Genomic DNA, 15930 nt, shown 5'->3' with positions numbered 1-15930 from the left:
CTATCGTCTAGTGCCTGGCAGGTGCGAGCGCCAGGCAAAGATGACGTTTACGAGGCAGACGAGCGCAAGGCAGCTGCCGATGATGAACAAATTGCTAAAGGCCACGTAAGGTGCAAGCGCGCTAAACGCCATGGGGATAAAGAAGCCGGTATAGGAAATCGAGTAGTACACCGCAGTCAGGCCCGCAAGCTCGCGCTCGCCGGCGATGCGCTGGACCTCCGAAAGGCCAGCCACCAAAGCCAGGCCGTAGCCCGCGCCCATCGTTGCCGCAGCGGCAATGCCTAGCGGAAGCGAGAGCGTGTGCGCCGCAATCGCCGCGAGGAAAGCGCCGACCGTAATAACAGCCATCGCAATTGCAGAAGCGCGCGCCGACTTGTGCGTGTCGATAAGGCGGCCGAGCATCTGCACGCCCACGCCGCAGCCCAGGGTGATAACCGTCATGAGACCTGAGAAAGCAATGGGAGTCTGGCCCGCGGACTTTGCAAGCAGCTGCGGAAGCAACGCATAAGCAGCACCCGCGCAGCCAAAGACCCACGGTGCCACCGGGACCACGACGCGCAGGAAGCGCTTGTGCGCGGCCGTCGGGATGTGGAGCATCTCCAGCATCTCGCGGACGGTGAGGTCAAGGATGGTGGTCTTGACGGTCCCGTGGTGCGGCTGGCGGGTCTCCGGCGTATGGCTGAGCCAAACCGCGGTCACGAGAGTAATCAGGATATGCAGGACGTAGGCCAGGTGCGTCGGCCACGGGCCCCACTGCGCCAGTACCGAGGCTATGCCCGCACCCACCAGGAAGCCAGCAGTCAAGCACAGCGACGCCTTGCGCGCACCGGCAGCAGGATCGCCACCCGCGCGGGATACCAGCTCTGTCACCCAAGTGGAACCTACCGCCATGACCAAGCCCAGCGCCATGCCGCAGAGCACGCGACCCAAAGCGATGATGAGCGGCTCATGCGGCGCGATGGAAAGCAAGAAAGACCCCATCAAAGACAGGGGAGCGGCCGGCAAAAGGGTGGGTTTGCGTCCGATGAGGTCAGACAGCGGGCCGCCCACGAGCAGCGCTGGGATGATTCCCAGCACGTATGCGGCAAGTAGACCGTTGACGGTGACCTGCGAGAAGTTCGACGTCTCGCGGTACATCACCAGCAGCGGCGTGAACTCGTTGCCGCCCCAGGCCACAGCCACCATCGTCCCGGCCACGGGAAACCAGGAATGCTTGTTCACAAGGGGCTGAGATATTTCCTTATGAGCGGGCGCCTCGACTTGCGGGGTGGAGTGTGCAAAAACTGTCACAGTTGTTTCCTTGAAGTTGTCAGATGGTCGTCGAGTTCGGTGAGATACGTGTCGATGTCGCCGGCACGGAGGGCGTCGGCAAGCAGGCGATGCTGCGCGACGAACGCGCGGGCACGCTCCACATTGCGCCCGATGGCGGTCGCAGTGAAACGCTGTTGACGCTCGCGCAGGGAGTGGCCAAGGCTAGCCAGCAGGCTATTTCCACCGTTGTCCATGATGGTTTGGTGGAAACGTGCGTCGAGGCGGGTGTAGGTGCGCAGGTCCTCGGCGTCGAGAGCCGCGGACTGTTCCTCGATGGTGGCGTCCAAGCAGTCCGCAATCACAGTTCGCTCGGTGTCGTCGAGGCCGCAGATGTGGCGGGCAGAGTGCTCGTCGACAAGCATGCGTGCCTCGTAGACCTCGCGAATCTCGCGTGGGCTAATCGGCACCACCAGGGCGCCGCGCTTGGGGTAGAGCTTGAGGAATCCTTCTACCTCGAGGCGAAGAAATGCCTCACGCATGGGGGTACGGCTCATGCCCAGTTCGGCGGCGATGGCTGCCTCGGAGAGCATTTCTGAATCATCAATGTCGCCGTCAATGATGGCGCGCTTGACGTATTCATAGGCGCGCTCCGCGGCTGGCGTGCTTACATTCTGCATGCATTCATCTTGCATACAAGAGCGCCTTGCTGTCTAGAAAATAGCTAAATTCGTGAGATATCGATCGCCAAAACCTCAAGTGAGACCCACGCGACTCCCGGTATAGAATGACCGCTTGCGAAAGAACGCCTCCTCGCTCCTGGTGGTGTCGTGGCATTGCGAAGGCCCTAAGATTAGGACGCATGTTCTAAACTGGTGTGCATGCAACGCTGGGTCTTACACATCGACATGGATGCCTTTTTCGCATCCGTCGAACAGCTGACCCGGCCGACCCTGCGTGGGCGCCCCGTCCTCGTGGCCGGCGTTGGCGGACGCGGCGTCGTCGCCGGCGCGTCCTATGAGGCCCGCGCTTTCGGGGCGCACTCGGCCATGCCGACATTCCGCGCGCAGCAGTTGGTTGGCCTGCGCGGCGTGGTGGTGCAGCCGCGGCACGTGGTGTATTCAGCGGCGTCGAAAAAAGTATTCAAGATTCTCGCCGAGCACGTGGGTCTCATCGAGCAGCTCTCCATCGACGAGGCTTTCTTGGAGCCCGAGGCACTCGTTGGTGCCACGGCCGAAGAGGTCAAGGAGTGGGCGGATAATCTGCGCGAGTTGATTCGTGAGGAGACCGGCCTGCCTAGCTCCATCGGGGCGGGCGCGGGCAAGCAGTTTGCCAAAATTGGCTCTGGCGAGGCGAAGCCTGACGGCACCTTTGTTATCCCGGTGGAGAAGCAATTGGAGATCCTCCATCCACTTCCCGTGGGCAAGCTGTGGGGAGTAGGGCCGGTGACGCGGACAAAGCTTTCGGCAATTGGGGTGGAGACCATCGGGCAGTTGGCGGCGATGTCGCAGAAGGAAGTGGAGATTTCCCTCGGCGCCACGGTTGGCATGGGCTTGTGGAAACTGGCGCAAGGCATTGATGACAGGGTCGTGGCCCCGCGTGCGGTGGCCAAGCAGATCTCCACGGAGCACACTTATTCCAAGGATCTGCTCACGGTGGGTGCGGTGGATGCGGCCATCACCAGGGCTGCCGAAGGCGCACATCGACGCCTGCTTCGCGACGGCCGTGGTGCCCGCACCGTCTCGGTCAAGTTGCGCATGGCGGACTTTCACATCGAATCGCGTTCGGCGACCTTGCCTTATGCCACCGATGATCTGGAAACCCTCAAGGCCACGGCTTTTAAGCTGGCTCGGTATCCCGACGAACTCGGGCCCATCCGCTTGGTCGGAGTAAGCTACTCGGGGCTGGAGACTGCCCGCCAGGACGTACTGTTTCCCGAGCTGGACCGAGTGGTGGTGCGCCCGCCGAGCAAAGCCGATGACGATTACGAGGCTGGCGTGTCCGACAACTCGCTGGATACCTCCCGTGTGGAAATCAGTATCGAGGACGAGCCCGATACGTCTTGGCGGGCTACCCAGGACGTCTATCACCCAGACTATGGCCACGGCTGGATTCAAGGTGCAGGCCACGGTGTGGTGAGCGTGCGATTCGAAACGCGCGCCACAGGGCCAGGTCGCACCAAGTCCTTCGCGGCCGATGATCCCGATCTGGTGCCGGCCGACCCCCTAGAGTCGCTGGCCTGGCCGGAGTTGTTTGCGGAGTTAGAGGACTAGCGCGCGTACTGCTTAGGTGCGACGGCGGTCTCAAAAACCTTCACCACGGGCGTGCCCGTGGCCAAGGCTGCGGCCAACAGGATGCGTGCCTGTCCTGGGCGAAACTCGCCAGCATTGACCGCGCCTTTGTCCGCCAAGGTGGCGCCGCCGCCGGCCCCGCCATAGGCCAGCGAGGTCTTGCCATAAGGCACACGCGTGCTGACGACGACCGAGATGCCCGCATCGAGCGCGCGGGCCACGCCTTCGCCCATCCCTGCACCCATGTTGCCTGAACCCAAGCCTTCGATGACGAGGCCGGCAAAGTGGGAGGAGGCGGCGTCGACAAGCACGGCTTCAGCGCCCGGATACGCGGCAAGGATGGCTACTGGGTGCTGCGCCAGCGCAGCCAGGGGGAGGGGGAAGATGCTGCCTTCGCCCACAGGCATCGACTCGAAACCGTTGAGATGGAAGGTGTGGTTCTTGCGGGCACCGCGCGCCGGGATGGTCATGCCGCCGAACTGGATGAAGACGCCGGGCTGGGCCTGTTTGATGAGCGCGACAGCGTCCTGGAGATTGCGCGGGCCATCGCCGTTTGGGTGATCGAATGAGCGCTGCGCGCCGGTCAACACCACCGGCTTCGTGCCGGGATCGAAGATAGACAGCGCCATGGCTGTCTCTTCCATGGAGTCGGTGCCATGGGTGATGAGGATTCCCTCGACCTCGGCACGGTGGAGCAACTCGTGGACCGTGGCAAGCAGCTCATCGAGGTCCTCCAACGTGATGGAACTGGAGTCGAGCTGGCGGAACTCGATGACCTCGATGTCGGCGTCAAGGGAATCCGCGAGTTGTTGGCCGCTTACGGTAGGGACCAGAGAGCCGTCTTCTTGGGTGGTGCATGCGATGGTGCCGCCGGTGGCGATGAGTGCGATAGTCATGGCTTTACACACTAGCGTTGAGCCTAAAAGGCCGTCTCGCTGGGCGCGGGTCGCCCTGAAATGGATGGGGCGTGGGTAGTGTGGTGTAAAGAACTGCGACGTCGGGTGTGGCGTCGCGAAACCCAACGTGAGGAGAAAAAGTGAAGTTCACCAAGCTCAGCGCCGCGATTATGGCAGTGAGCGCTGCTACCGCATTGGCAGCCTGCTCTTCTTCCGATGAAGTTGAAAAAGCTGGCCCAGCAACTATTGAGAAGAGGCCGAGCTCCGAAGAAACCTCGATTGCCTCCGCAGAAATCCCAGACGCAGCGGCACTGAATGCCATCCTGGCTAAGGCAACTGACCCCAACGTGCCGGTGGAGGAGAAGACCAAGACCGTACAGGGCTCGGAGCAGGCTCCGGAGCTTTTCGACGTCATGGCTGCATCGCAGGCCGAGTCCGGCGCTGTCTTTGAGGTCGTGGACCCAGTTCTGCCTGGTTACACCCCGGAGTCGGCGCTAGCCACCGTGAACTTCTCCACCCCTGACGGCCAGGGACAGACTGCGGACCAGGTTGAGTTCGTCTTTGAGGACGGCGATTGGAAGCTGTCGAAGAACTGGGCTTGTATCTTGGTCTCCAACATCGTCCCTCCGGAGCAGGTTCCGCCGATGTGCGCTGATACTGCTGGCGGTGCGGGCGCTCCTGCCGAGGGCGCACCGGCTGAAGGCGCTCCTGCTGAGGGCGAGGTCCCACCAGCAGAGGCACCAGCGCAGTAAGAAATATCCGGGCTGTGGCCCGGATCTTTTGTTGGATCGGTGGCCCGGTGTGCATTCGAACCATCGTTTAGGCCCCGCGGCGGCGGGAGCGAGCACAAAGATGGTCCGAATACACGCGGCTACTCAGCTGGGGTGAACTGCAGATCCGTTGTGGTCGACTGCACCACGCGCAGATCGGAGTCCTCGGTGCCGTAGATGATTTTGGTGTCGATGGAAACATCGCCGTCGGTAGGCAGCGGCTGCTTCAGATCCACGGTGAGCTCGCCCTTGGAATCCGTCGTGGAGCTCAAGACCTTAAGCTCCTTGTTTGCTAGGTCCGTTCCCTCCGCCTGGCCTTCGAAAGACAAGGCGCCCAGCGAAGGGCGCTGCTGCACTGAAACATCCAGCTTGACCACATCGCCGGCCAGCTCTTTCATCGTGTAGGTAGTGGTCTGCAGCAACGTCGACTCACCCGCAACGCGGGACTCCACGGTCCACTTCGCGCCCCTGCCAATCGCATCCTCAGGGAACACCACCGGCAGAGAAGTCAGCTTCATAATCGCCTGCTCAGTAATGCCGCGGGCCTCGTCGGTGCCACCCTGCGGTGCCGCCAAACGCAGCGAAGACATCTGGCCTGAGTCCACCGCACGCCAGCCAAACTGGAAGCCCTCGCCGCTCGCTGCATCAGCATCACCGGAGTACTCCGGCACGCCGGTTGAGCCAAAGACATTGCGGGTAGCTGGCAGCTGGCCTTCGACGTTCTTCGTAGCCTTGTCCACGCTGACCTCTAGCGGGAGAGTGGTGGTCGCGGATTTGACCTTGGCAGGATTGAAATCCTTTGCCGCGGAGGACTTAAGCAGGTCTTGGCTAAAACCTTCCGAGACGGTGTACTTAATCTTTTGCTCTGCATCGAGGTCATTGAAAGTCAGCACGCGCTTTTCCCCGGTTCCGGTGGATTCAACGGTGATGCGCGGGGCGTCGACAGGCAGGCCCACGGGCTCTTCGACGCTGGGTGCCGGCTTTTCATAGGAGCACGCGGCGAGCGGAGCGGCGCTAAGGGCGAGGATAGAAACTGCGGCTAAAGCTTTAACACGGAACACAGTATTCCAAATTACCGGAAGGGGGTGTTTAGAATGATTCGGGTGAGTCAAAAAAGAAGGAGTTTCGTCGGCATGATGGCCGCGGTGGTTATCGCGGTGGCTGTCATCGACCAAGTGTTTAAGCAAATCATGCTGTCCATCCTCACTGAGGGGGAGCCGATGAATGTCATCGGCGGATGGTTCCGCTTCTACCTTCTATTCAACCCCGGCGCTGCCTTTTCTATGGGTGGCGAGGGCAACACCTGGCTGTTTACCACTATTCAGCTGGCGTTTGTTTTGGGCGTAGCCATCGCCGCGCCACGGATGCGGGATAAATGGCAGGCCATCGGACTGGCGATGATCGCAGGCGGCGCGCTCGGTAACCTCATCGATCGCCTCTTCCGTGAGCCCGGTTTCTGGTTTGGGCACGTGGTGGATTACATTTCCGTGGGACGCTTTGCGGTGTTCAACCTGGCAGATGCATCTATTACCTGCGGAGTCGTGGTGTTCGTCATCGCGATGTTCTTCGAAGAACGCGAAAAGGGGGCAGCGGATGCGCGAAAGTCGTAGATTGCCGGTCCCCGAGGGCCTCGAAGGCATGCGCGCCGACGCCGCGTTGGCCAAGCTCATCGGCATCTCACGGGGCAAGGCCGCAGATTTGTGCGCGGCTGGCGACGTCGAGGTCGACGGCACCATCGTCGGCAAGTCGGACCGCTTGGAGGCAGGCGGCTGGATCGACGTCATGATGCCCGCCCCCGAAGAGCCGCTGGTTCCCAAGGAAGAGCTCGTTGAGGGCATGGACGTGCTCTACGCCGACGACGACGTCATCTGCGTGCATAAGCCCGTGGGTGTCGCCGCGCATCCGACGTTGGGCTGGGAGGGCCCCACGGTCATTGGCGGTTTGCGGGCGGCGGGTTATCAGCTTGCCGACGCCGGCCCTACCGAGCGCAAGGGAATCGTTCATCGTCTCGACGTGGGAACCTCCGGCGTGATGGTCGTAGCTGCCAGCGAGCGCGCTTACTCGCAGCTCAAGGCGGCGTTTAAAGAGCGCACCGTCACCAAGACCTACCATGCCGTGGTGCAAGGCCTGCCGGATCCCATCGTGGGAACCATCGACGCGCCCATCGGGCGGCATCCTTCCTCGGGCTGGAAGTTCGCGGTGGTCGATGGCGGAAAGCACGCCGTCACGCACTACAAATTGCTTGAGGCTTTCCGCGAGGCGAGCCTGCTCGAGGTGCACCTGGAAACTGGCCGCACGCACCAGATTCGCGTCCACATGTCCGCCACGGGGCACCCCTGCGTGGGCGATCCGATGTATGGCTGCGACCCGAACCTGGCCAAGCGGGTGGGCCTCATCCGGCAGTGGCTGCACGCAGTGTCATTAGGGTTCATTCACCCCGGCACCGGCAAACACTTTGAAGTCACAGCACCTTACCCGGAGGACCTGCGGCATGCACTCGAGGTTTTGCGCGGATGAAGCACCCCCCGGAGATCTATCGGCGGCGTCGTATAGCGGCGGCCGTATTGACGCTGCTACTTGTCGTGTTCGTGCTGCTGTGTTTTGGCCTGTTCGGCACCAAGTCCACCGTGGCCCTGCAAGGCGACCAACTAGGGCCCGATAACGAGTCCCGTGCGGACTACGTCGAACGCGTCGCAGGCAGTGTGGCAACCGCTGACGAACCGACCTACGCCCTGGTGAGCTTCCGGGAATCCTTGAACGCGCAGCAAGTCAACGCGGTGGTGGAGCCCGCCACGCGAATGAATGCGATCATCATCGGCATGGCCGCGCCCATCGCGGTACCGGAGCCTGTCAATGGCGCCAGCCGGGCTGACGTCATCGACACGGAAATCACACGTCTTCGCGATTCCTATCAGGGAGTCGGTCAGGTGGAAGTTCCCTCGAAGATTGATGCGGTTATCGTGTGGTCGGATGGCGATAGCTTGCGCACGATTGCGCAAAACAACATGGTGGAAGCAGTAGAAGCCGCGCCTAGCGACGCCGCCTGGGGCACCTTTGGCGTGCGCCCGTTGTCGTCCCTGAAGGAGTAAGCATGAAGATTTTTGCCGATACCAGCACTTGGATGCCCAACTATCGCTTCGGCTACATCTTGGTGTGGGCGGGCCTTGTCATTGGCCTCGTGGCACTTTTCCTCCAGATCGCCAGGGGCGGGGAGGCGCTGTCCATAGGGGTTGCCGGGTTCGTGGTGCTCTATAGCGCCGCGATGGTGGTGCTAATGCCACGCTGGGCGTTGAATGCCGAGGAGGAACAGGAGCGGCGTCGGAAAGCGAAGGAAGCCCGCCGCGAGCTGCGCTAATCCTCGCTGAAGGTGTGCAAGCGCTTGGCGCGGCGGGAGGCGCGGTGAATGCGGGCGAGGTCTGCTAGGTAGATAACGACTGCGACCCAAATGATGCCGAAGCCAATCCAACGCTGCGTGGACATGTGCTCGTGAGTGACGAATAGTGCCCACAGCATCTGCATGATGGGGGTCATGTATTGCAGCATGCCCACCGTGGCCAAAGGTAGCTGCTTGGCACCCTTGGCGAAGCACAAAAGCGGTAGCGCGGTGACTAGGCCGGAAGCGACGAGCAACACGATGTGCATGGGGCCTTCGGTTGTAAACGTGGATTCGCCGCGGATGCTCAGCCACGTGAGGTAGCCGATGGCCACTGGCAGCATCACGATGGTTTCTGCGGCCACGGAACCGGTGGAGGAGACGCTGAGCTGCTTCTTCATCAGGCCGTAGATGCCGAAGCTGCCCGCGAGCGCCAAGGAAATGTACGGGGCTTGGCCGGTCATGAAGGTCAGCCACAGTACGGCGATGAATGCCACGCCAACCGACGCCGCCTGTGCCTTGTTGAGCGATTCCTTCAGGAAGATGATGCCCAAAGCCACCGAGACCAGCGGGTTGATGAAGTAGCCGAGTGCCGCGTCGGCCACGTGCCCGGTGTTGATGGCGATAACGTACGTGCCCCAGTTGATGGTGATGGCCACGCCGCAGGCCAGCATCCAGGCCCACGTGCGCGCGCTGAAAGCTCGCAGCTCCCGCCAGCCGCCCGAGATGAGGAGGAAGCCGGTGACGAGGACAGCCGTCCATACGATGCGGTGGGCGAGGATCTCAAAAGGTCCGGCGGGCAGCAGAAGCGGGAAGAAGGCGGGGAAGAAGCCCCACATGAGATAGGCGGCAACGGTGTAAATCATCGAGAGACAATGTACTCCTTCGCCATATCGTGGGAAACAATTCCTATCAGTCGGGTGCGGTGCGCAGGGCTGATGGCGGGGTTTGACGCGCCCGCTAGACTGTCCGCATGGCGAAAAACTCATCCTTTGTTCACCTTCATAATCACACCGAGTTTTCCATGCTGGACGGCATGGCCAAGGTGGACATGTTGGCAGATGAGGTGGTGCGCCAGGAGATGCCGGCCGTGGGCATGACGGACCACGGCAACATGTACGGTTCCAATGCGTTCTACAAGAAGATGACCAGCGCCGGCGTGAAGCCGATTATCGGCATCGAGGCCTACATGGCGCCGGAATCACGCTTTAACAAAAAGCGCGTGCTGTGGGGTACTCCTGATCAAAAGCGAGACGACGTTTCCGCATCGGGTGCTTATCTGCACCAAACCATGCTGGCGGAAAACGCGACGGGTCTCAAGAACCTCTTCAAGCTCTCCTCGTTGGCCTCCTACGAGGGCCAGCTGGGCAAGTGGCCACGTATGGATGCCGAGCTCATCGCAGAGCATGCAGAAGGCATCATCGCCACCACCGGTTGCCCCTCGGGCGACGTCCAGACTCGTCTGCGCCTAGGTCAGTTCGACGAGGCCCTCGAGGCCGCCGCGATGTGGCAGGACATCTACGGCAAAGACAACTTCTTCTTGGAGCTCATGGACCACGGGCTCGACATCGAAAAGCGCACGCGCGATGGGCTGCTGGAAATCGGTCGTAAGCTGGACCTGCCGCCGCTGGTGACCAATGACTGCCACTACGTGCTGGAGTCGCAGGCCCCCTCGCATGAGGCAATGTTGTGCGTGCAGACCGGCAAGACCTTCATGGACCCGGATCGCTTCAAGTTCGACGGCACCGGCTACTACATCAAGTCCGCTGCGCAGATGCGCGAAATCTGGGATGACATGATTCCAGACGGCTGCGACAACACCCTATGGATTGCCGAACGCGTACAGGACTACGGCGAGATTTGGGAGGAGCATACCCACGACCGCATGCCGATTGCGGACGTGCCGGAAGGCCACACGCCAACTTCTTGGCTGACCCACGAGGTGATGGAGGGCCTGCAGGATCGCTTCCCAGGCAAGGAAGTGCCGGAGGAGTACATTAAGCGCGCTGAATATGAAATTAGCGTCATCGACATGAAGGGCTACCCTTCCTACTTCCTGATCGTGGCCGAGCTCATCAAGCATGCGCGATCCGTGGGCATTCGCGTGGGGCCGGGGCGTGGTTCCGCGGCAGGCGCGCTGGTGGCTTACGCACTTACCATCACCAATATTGACCCCATCGAACACGACCTCCTCTTCGAGCGATTCCTCAACCCGGAGCGTCCATCCGCACCGGATATTGATATCGACTTCGACGACCGCCGTCGTGGCGAGATGATTCAGTACGCCGCTGATCGCTGGGGCGAGGATAAGGTGGCGCAGGTGATTACCTTCGGCACTGTGAAGACCAAGCAGGCCATTAAGGACTCCGCGAAGGTGCACTTTGGCCAGCCGGGTTTCCAAATGGCTGACCGCATCAACGGCGCGCTGCCGCCCGCCATCATGGCGAAGGATATCCCGCTGGCGGGCATCATGGACCCGGAACACGAGCGCTACTCGGAGGCCACCGAGGTCCGGCAGATGATTGAGACGGACCCGGACGTCAAGAAGATTTATGAGACGGCGCGTGGTCTCGAGGGCGTCGTCAGGCAGGCGGGCGTGCACGCGTGTGCGGTGATTATGGCGTCCGTGCGCCTGATGGACCACATTCCGATGTGGCAGCGCCCAGCCGACGGCGCGTACATCACCGGCTGGGACTACCCGGCATGTGAGGCCATCGGCCTGCTGAAGATGGACTTCCTGGGTCTGCGAAACCTGACGGTTATCGGTGACTGCCTGGAAAACATCAAGAAAAACCGCGGCGAGCAAATCCACCTGGAGGAAATCCACGCCGACGACCCCAACGTGTCGAAGGTATACGAGCTGCTTTCCCGCGGCGAGACCCTGGGCGTGTTCCAGCTCGACTCCGGCGGTATGCAGGAGCTGCTCAAGCGCATGAAGCCGACGGGCTTTAAGGACATTGTTGCGTCGCTGGCACTGTATCGTCCGGGCCCGATGGGCGTAAATGCCCACTGGGATTACGCAGACCGCAAGAACGGGCGCAAGGAGATCACGCCTATTCACCCAGAGTTGGAGGAGCCACTGCGTGAGATCCTCGATGAGACCTACGGTCTTATCGTGTATCAGGAGCAGATCATGCGTATCTCCCAGAAGGTGGCCAATTACACCGCTGGTGAGGCAGATGGCTTCCGCAAGGCCATGGGTAAGAAGAAGCCGGAAGTCCTGGCCCAGCAGTACGACAAGTTCTGGGGCGGCATGCAGGAAAACGGCTACTCCAAGGACGCCATGGATGCGCTGTGGGGCACGATTGAGCCCTTCGCGTCCTACGCGTTTAACAAGTCGCACGCCGCAGGCTACGGCCTGGTCTCCTTCTGGACGGCCTACCTCAAGGCCTACTACGCGCCGGAGTACATGGCAGCGCTGCTGACCTCGGTGGGTGACAAGAAGGATAAGTCGGCTATCTACCTGTCCGACTGCCGCCACCTGGGCATCCACGTTTTGTCGCCGGACGTCAACGAGTCGGTGGAAAACTTCCAGGCAGTTGGCGAGGACATCCGTTTCGGCATGGGCGCTATCCGCAACGTGGGCTCGGAAGTGGTGGAATCCATCGTTAAGACGCGCAAGGAAAAGGGCGCGTACACGTCGTTCTCGGACTACCTCGACAAGATTGAGCTCACCGCCTGCACCAAGCGCGTCACGGAGTCGCTCATCAAGGCCGGCGCCTTCGATTCCATGGAGCACCCACGCAAAGGCTTGATGCTCATCCATGAGGATGCAGTCGATGCCGTGCAGACGACGAAGAAGGCGGCGGACAAGGGACAGTTCGATCTCTTCGCCGGTTTTGGCGGTGAGGAGCAGGCGGAGGTTGCTTCGGCGTTTGCCATCGATATCCCTGACGAGAATTGGGACCGCAAGCATGAGCTGGCTCTCGAGCGTGAGATGCTTGGCCTTTACGTTTCCGGTCACCCGCTGGATGGTTTCGAGGAGGCCCTTGAGGCGCAGACCGATACGCCGCTGCCGAAGATTCTCTCGGGCGAGGTCTACAACGGCCAAGAGCTGGTCATCGGTGGCATCATCTCGGGCGTGGACCGCCGCTTCTCCAAGCGCGATGGCTCCCCGTGGGCCATTGTGAACATGGAAGACCACAACGGCGCCCAGGTGGATATCTTGGTGTTTAACCAGGTTTATTCCCTGGTGGCGCCGCAGATTGCCGAGGACAACATCATCCTGGCCAAGGTGCAGGTGAAGATTCGCGACGAGCGCATGTCCCTGTTCTGTTCCGACATTCGCGTCCCGGATTTGGGCCCGGGCGGGGGAGCGGGCCTGCCGCTGCGCCTTACCATGCGCACGGACCAGTGCACGATGGAAAACATTGCGAAGCTCAAGCAAGTGCTGGTCAACAACAAGGGTGAGTCAGATGTTTATCTCACGCTTGTCGACGGCGCGGAGTCCACGATGATGGTCTTGGGCGAGCATTTGCGCGTGGAACGCTCTGGCAATCTCATGGGTGACTTGAAGGCGACGATGGGAGCCGGAATCCTCGGATAGGACCTTGTAGATAGACCGCTCTGACTATTGAAAGATCGTACCTATTGGGTAAAAATAGCCTAATGGGTACGATTTACTTTTATTTGCAGGCCTTGAGCTGCGGGTTTGAATTTTTGAATTTAATTCCCGGAATGTCATTTGAGGGCAGGCCGTGTCGGCTAATCTAGACCGCATAGTCTAGAAAATATCGACAAAGCAACATCGACACTGGAGGCCCAAACGCTCATGGTCAATAAGATTCGCACTACCCACGTTGGCTCCCTGCCACGCACCAAGGAACTGCTAGAGGCGAACCTGGAGCGCTCCGCAGGAACCATCTCCGATGAGAAGTTCCACGAGATTCTGGATCGCTCCGTCGACGACGTGGTCAAGCGTCAGGTCGACATGGGCATCGACATCCTCAACGAAGGCGAGTACGGCCACATCACCTCCGGCGCGGTGGACTACGGCGCATGGTGGAACTACTCCTTCACCCGTCTGGGTGGCCTGACCATGACCGATAAGGACCGCTGGGAGATTGGTGACAAGATTCGCTCTGAGCCGGGCAAGATTCGCTTGTCCTCCATGAAGGACCGCCGCGACCGCGCCCTCTTTGCCGACGCCTACAATGATCCAGATTCCGGCATCTTCACCGGCCGCAAGAAGGTTGCGAACCCAGAGTTCACCGGCCCGGTTACCTACATCGGCCAGGATCAGGTCGATGCGGACGTGAAGCTGCTCAAGAACGCAATGGACAAGGCTGGAGCGAAGGATGGCTTCGTTGCGGCCCTTTCCCCGGGATCTGCAGCGCGCCTGCCTAACAAGTACTACGAGGAGGACTCTGACCTTGTTCGCGCTTGTGGCGAGGCGCTGAAGTCCGAGTACAAGGCCATCACCGATGCGGGCCTGACAGTGCAGTTCGATGCCCCGGATTTGGCCGAGGCATGGGACAGCGTGGTCCCAGAGCCGACCGTGAAGGACTTTCAGGCCTTCTTGCATGAGCGCATTGAGATCCTCAACGAGTCCATCAAGGACATCCCGCGCGAGCAGACCCGTCTCCACATCTGCTGGGGCTCCTGGCATGGCCCGCATGTGACCGACATTCCTTTCGGTGACATCATCGAGGAGATTCTGCAGGCGAAGGTCGGCGGCTTCTCCTTCGAGGGAGCCTCGCCGCGTCACGCTCATGAGTGGCGTGTGTGGCAGGACCACAAGCTGCCGGAGGGCACCGTCATCTACCCAGGCGTGGTCTCGCACTCCACCAACGCAGTGGAGCACCCGCAGCTCGTGGCCGACCGCATCATCAAGTTCGCCGAGCTGGTAGGCCCGGAGAACGTCGTGGCCTCCACGGACTGCGGCCTGGGCGGGCGTCTGCACTACCAGATTGCGTGGGCGAAGTTGCAGTCGCTTGTCGACGGCGCCGAAATCGCCACCAAGGAGCTGTTCTAGTACGCGCCCTGGCTGTTGCCGGGAATGCAGAAGCAGCACGTACCCTTCTCCTTACGGGAGGGATACGTGCTGCTTTTGTGTTTTAAGGGGTATTAGACATTGACGCCTGCGTTGCGCAGCATCTCCTTGACCGGCTCGAGGAGGGCCGGGTTAGACTTAGCGACCATTGCGAGAGCCTGGACAACCGCAGCGACGCCGGTCAGGGCGACGGAGATCCAAGAGAAGACTTCCTTGGTCCCCTCAGACGGGCGAGCGGACTGTGCCCACTCCGGCATCTTCGACCATTTTTCCTCTTCCTTGGCCTTATCGGCAGCGTTTTGCTCTGCAGCAACGCAGTCCGGGGTCTTCGGCATGCCGGAGGAACCGTAGCCGTTGAAGATTCCCTTGAGCAGCTCCTGTGGGCCCATAAAAGAAGAACCAGCGGTGCCGTTTTCAACAGCATCCTTGTGGGCCTGCTTAGCTTTATCAACCTGAGCTTGGCATTCAGCGGACAGTTCCGGTGCAGGAGCGACTGGAGCGGCGTTAGCGGCGACAGGGGTGATGAGAGCAAGACCGGTGGCGCAAGCGGCGACCAAAGTCGTGGAAAGTCGCATAAGAGTTAGTTCTCCTTGAGAGTTGGCATCAAAGCCGATGGGATTTAAATCTCCTATACCATAGCAAGGTCTTTATAACTTGGAGAAATCTAATTGTCTAAAAGTATTTTTCCAGTTCGGAACGCAGATTTTCAGACAAGACTCGCGGAATGAGGTCGCCGGCCTGAGAGAATTCATCGGTGCTGAAGTCACGGTTGTTGACGTAGGTGGTGAGCTTAGCATTTGCGGGGTCGGTGACGTCGTAGACAAAGATGCCGCCAAGACGCTCAGCACCAACGAACGCGTAGGTCTTGTCACCCACCTTGCCGATGGCTAGTGCTTCTGGTTCAGGGCCCTTGTTATCGGAACGGTCGTCGAACTCCGCGGACTCGTTGTCGGCGTTGTGGTTGAGAACGCCCTCAGCATGCAGCTTGGCGCTGATTTCCTCGTTCCAGCCAGAAGCGTTAGTGACCTTCAAGTTGCCAGCGACCTTCTTGTTGGCAACTTCATTGAGGGCGACGTCGCCAAGCGTGCCCTCGCACACCTTGCCTTCTTTGATGAGGTCCTTGAGTTCGGTCTCGTCGGTGTAGACACCGGTGCCGCCCTCGTCCTCGGCAACGCCCCATTCACGCGCGTCGCCCTCGTTCGTCAGCAGCGCGTAGGAGCCATCTGCAGTGATGTGCACGTTGCCAGGCAAGGAGCCAACGCCGACGCGGCCTAACTCCTTGCCGGTGGTGACATCGAAGAAGAGGGCTTCGCCCGGCTGCGTCTTGTCGGCTTGCTGTACGGCAGCAACTGCCAGGCCA

General features: G+C 60.7%; 15 protein-coding genes. 8 read left to right on the top strand and 7 right to left on the bottom strand.

All coding sequences use genetic code 11. The annotated features are described in order from the left end of the window. Both HMPREF3148_RS08705 and HMPREF3148_RS08700 read right to left on the bottom strand, forming a co-directional pair. The gene (locus tag HMPREF3148_RS08705; RefSeq protein ID WP_049063121.1) at nt 1-1185 is read right to left on the bottom strand and encodes an MFS transporter; all 1185 of its coding nucleotides are present in this window, start codon (nt 1183-1185) and stop codon (nt 1-3) included. 101 nt (nt 1186-1286) lie between these two features. After that, on the bottom strand, nt 1287-1943 hold the full coding sequence (locus HMPREF3148_RS08700; RefSeq protein ID WP_046645229.1) for a GntR family transcriptional regulator: 657 nt from the start codon (nt 1941-1943) through the stop codon (nt 1287-1289). Nucleotides 1944-2129: 186 nt separating this feature from the next. Between HMPREF3148_RS08700 and HMPREF3148_RS08695 the strand changes: the two genes are divergently transcribed. Further along, on the top strand, nt 2130-3521 hold the full coding sequence (locus tag HMPREF3148_RS08695) for a DNA polymerase IV (protein ID WP_070509004.1): 1392 nt from the start codon (nt 2130-2132) through the stop codon (nt 3519-3521). On the opposite strand, the gene HMPREF3148_RS08690 is transcribed toward HMPREF3148_RS08695, so the two are convergent. After that, complete coding sequence (locus tag HMPREF3148_RS08690) at nt 3518-4435, bottom strand: asparaginase (protein ID WP_005528740.1); 918 nt, start codon at nt 4433-4435, stop codon at nt 3518-3520. The two genes, HMPREF3148_RS08695 and HMPREF3148_RS08690, sit on opposite strands and share 4 nt — an antisense overlap. Before the next feature lie 140 nt (nt 4436-4575). Here HMPREF3148_RS08690 and HMPREF3148_RS08685 point away from each other — a divergent pair, with 140 nt between their 5' ends. Then, the gene (locus HMPREF3148_RS08685) at nt 4576-5187 is read left to right on the top strand and encodes a WKL family lipoprotein (RefSeq protein ID WP_049063109.1); all 612 of its coding nucleotides are present in this window, start codon (nt 4576-4578) and stop codon (nt 5185-5187) included. Nucleotides 5188-5306: 119 nt separating this feature from the next. On the opposite strand, the gene HMPREF3148_RS08680 is transcribed toward HMPREF3148_RS08685, so the two are convergent. After that, nucleotides 5307-6266: a hypothetical protein gene (locus HMPREF3148_RS08680; RefSeq protein WP_049063110.1), complete on the bottom strand. Its 960-nt coding sequence runs from the start codon at nt 6264-6266 to the stop codon at nt 5307-5309. Between the two features lie 33 nt (nt 6267-6299). On the opposite strand from HMPREF3148_RS08680, the gene lspA reads away from it, so the two are divergent. From lspA to HMPREF3148_RS08660, 4 genes are read left to right on the top strand one after another with little or no spacing between them, the layout of a single operon-like run. After that, complete coding sequence (gene lspA, locus HMPREF3148_RS08675) at nt 6300-6815, top strand: signal peptidase II (protein ID WP_049152181.1); 516 nt, start codon at nt 6300-6302, stop codon at nt 6813-6815. Beyond that, nucleotides 6799-7722 (top strand): RluA family pseudouridine synthase, encoded by a 924-nt coding sequence (locus HMPREF3148_RS08670; protein ID WP_005528748.1) that lies wholly within the window; start codon nt 6799-6801, stop codon nt 7720-7722. The genes lspA and HMPREF3148_RS08670 overlap by 17 nt, the downstream gene beginning before the upstream one ends. Beyond that, a complete protein-coding gene (locus HMPREF3148_RS08665; RefSeq protein ID WP_049063113.1) occupies nt 7719-8294 on the top strand; it encodes a hypothetical protein in 576 nt (191 codons plus the stop codon). Before HMPREF3148_RS08670 ends, HMPREF3148_RS08665 begins: the two co-directional genes overlap by 4 nt. A gap of 2 nt (nt 8295-8296) precedes the next feature. Further along, nucleotides 8297-8560: a hypothetical protein gene (locus tag HMPREF3148_RS08660; protein WP_005528752.1), complete on the top strand. Its 264-nt coding sequence runs from the start codon at nt 8297-8299 to the stop codon at nt 8558-8560. Here the strand turns inward: HMPREF3148_RS08660 and rarD are convergent. Continuing rightward, nucleotides 8557-9444, bottom strand: coding sequence for an EamA family transporter RarD (gene rarD / locus HMPREF3148_RS08655; RefSeq protein ID WP_049063114.1), 888 nt, complete (start codon nt 9442-9444; stop codon nt 8557-8559). The two genes, HMPREF3148_RS08660 and rarD, sit on opposite strands and share 4 nt — an antisense overlap. Nucleotides 9445-9551: 107 nt before the next feature. Here rarD and dnaE point away from each other — a divergent pair, with 107 nt between their 5' ends. Then, the gene (dnaE, locus tag HMPREF3148_RS08650) at nt 9552-13124 is read left to right on the top strand and encodes a DNA polymerase III subunit alpha (protein WP_049063115.1); all 3573 of its coding nucleotides are present in this window, start codon (nt 9552-9554) and stop codon (nt 13122-13124) included. A 225-nt stretch (nt 13125-13349) separates the two neighbouring features. Then, entirely contained in the window at nt 13350-14552 is a 1203-nt protein-coding gene (locus tag HMPREF3148_RS08645) for a cobalamin-independent methionine synthase II family protein (RefSeq protein WP_070509003.1), read from the top strand. A 92-nt stretch (nt 14553-14644) separates the two neighbouring features. Here HMPREF3148_RS08645 and HMPREF3148_RS08640 read toward each other — a convergent pair whose 3' ends face one another. Both HMPREF3148_RS08640 and HMPREF3148_RS08635 read right to left on the bottom strand, forming a co-directional pair. Next, nucleotides 14645-15145 carry a hypothetical protein gene (locus HMPREF3148_RS08640; protein WP_049063117.1) on the bottom strand — a complete coding sequence of 167 codons (501 nt, stop codon included), beginning with the start codon at nt 15143-15145 and terminating at the stop codon, nt 14645-14647. A gap of 97 nt (nt 15146-15242) precedes the next feature. Next, a complete protein-coding gene (locus HMPREF3148_RS08635) occupies nt 15243-15809 on the bottom strand; it encodes a choice-of-anchor I domain-containing protein (protein ID WP_174775573.1) in 567 nt (188 codons plus the stop codon). Nucleotides 15810-15930 lie beyond the last annotated feature (121 nt).

It is taken from the genome of Corynebacterium sp. HMSC05D08, assembly GCF_001807215.1.
Lineage (GTDB): Bacteria > Actinomycetota > Actinomycetes > Mycobacteriales > Mycobacteriaceae > Corynebacterium > Corynebacterium striatum.
The sequence above is the reverse complement of the archived record's forward strand: the minus strand, read 5'-3'. Positions and strand labels throughout refer to the sequence as shown.

What these genes read in the sequence shown, in the direction of transcription:
- HMPREF3148_RS08705 (WP_049063121.1), bottom strand. Translation starts at nt 1,185, where the DNA reads ATGGTGGCTGTGGCCTGGGGCGGCAACGAGTTCACGCCGCTGCTGGTG.
- HMPREF3148_RS08700 (WP_046645229.1), bottom strand. Translation starts at nt 1,943, where the DNA reads ATGCAAGATGAATGCATGCAGAATGTAAGCACGCCAGCCGCGGAGCGC.
- HMPREF3148_RS08695 (WP_070509004.1), top strand. Translation starts at nt 2,130, where the DNA reads ATGCAACGCTGGGTCTTACACATCGACATGGATGCCTTTTTCGCATCC.
- HMPREF3148_RS08690 (WP_005528740.1), bottom strand. Translation starts at nt 4,435, where the DNA reads ATGACTATCGCACTCATCGCCACCGGCGGCACCATCGCATGCACCACC.
- lspA (WP_049152181.1), top strand. Translation starts at nt 6,300, where the DNA reads ATGATTCGGGTGAGTCAAAAAAGAAGGAGTTTCGTCGGCATGATGGCC.
- HMPREF3148_RS08670 (WP_005528748.1), top strand. Translation starts at nt 6,799, where the DNA reads ATGCGCGAAAGTCGTAGATTGCCGGTCCCCGAGGGCCTCGAAGGCATG.
- HMPREF3148_RS08665 (WP_049063113.1), top strand. Translation starts at nt 7,719, where the DNA reads ATGAAGCACCCCCCGGAGATCTATCGGCGGCGTCGTATAGCGGCGGCC.
- HMPREF3148_RS08660 (WP_005528752.1), top strand. Translation starts at nt 8,297, where the DNA reads ATGAAGATTTTTGCCGATACCAGCACTTGGATGCCCAACTATCGCTTC.
- rarD (WP_049063114.1), bottom strand. Translation starts at nt 9,444, where the DNA reads ATGATTTACACCGTTGCCGCCTATCTCATGTGGGGCTTCTTCCCCGCC.
- dnaE (WP_049063115.1), top strand. Translation starts at nt 9,552, where the DNA reads ATGGCGAAAAACTCATCCTTTGTTCACCTTCATAATCACACCGAGTTT.
- HMPREF3148_RS08645 (WP_070509003.1), top strand. Translation starts at nt 13,350, where the DNA reads ATGGTCAATAAGATTCGCACTACCCACGTTGGCTCCCTGCCACGCACC.
- HMPREF3148_RS08640 (WP_049063117.1), bottom strand. Translation starts at nt 15,145, where the DNA reads ATGCGACTTTCCACGACTTTGGTCGCCGCTTGCGCCACCGGTCTTGCT.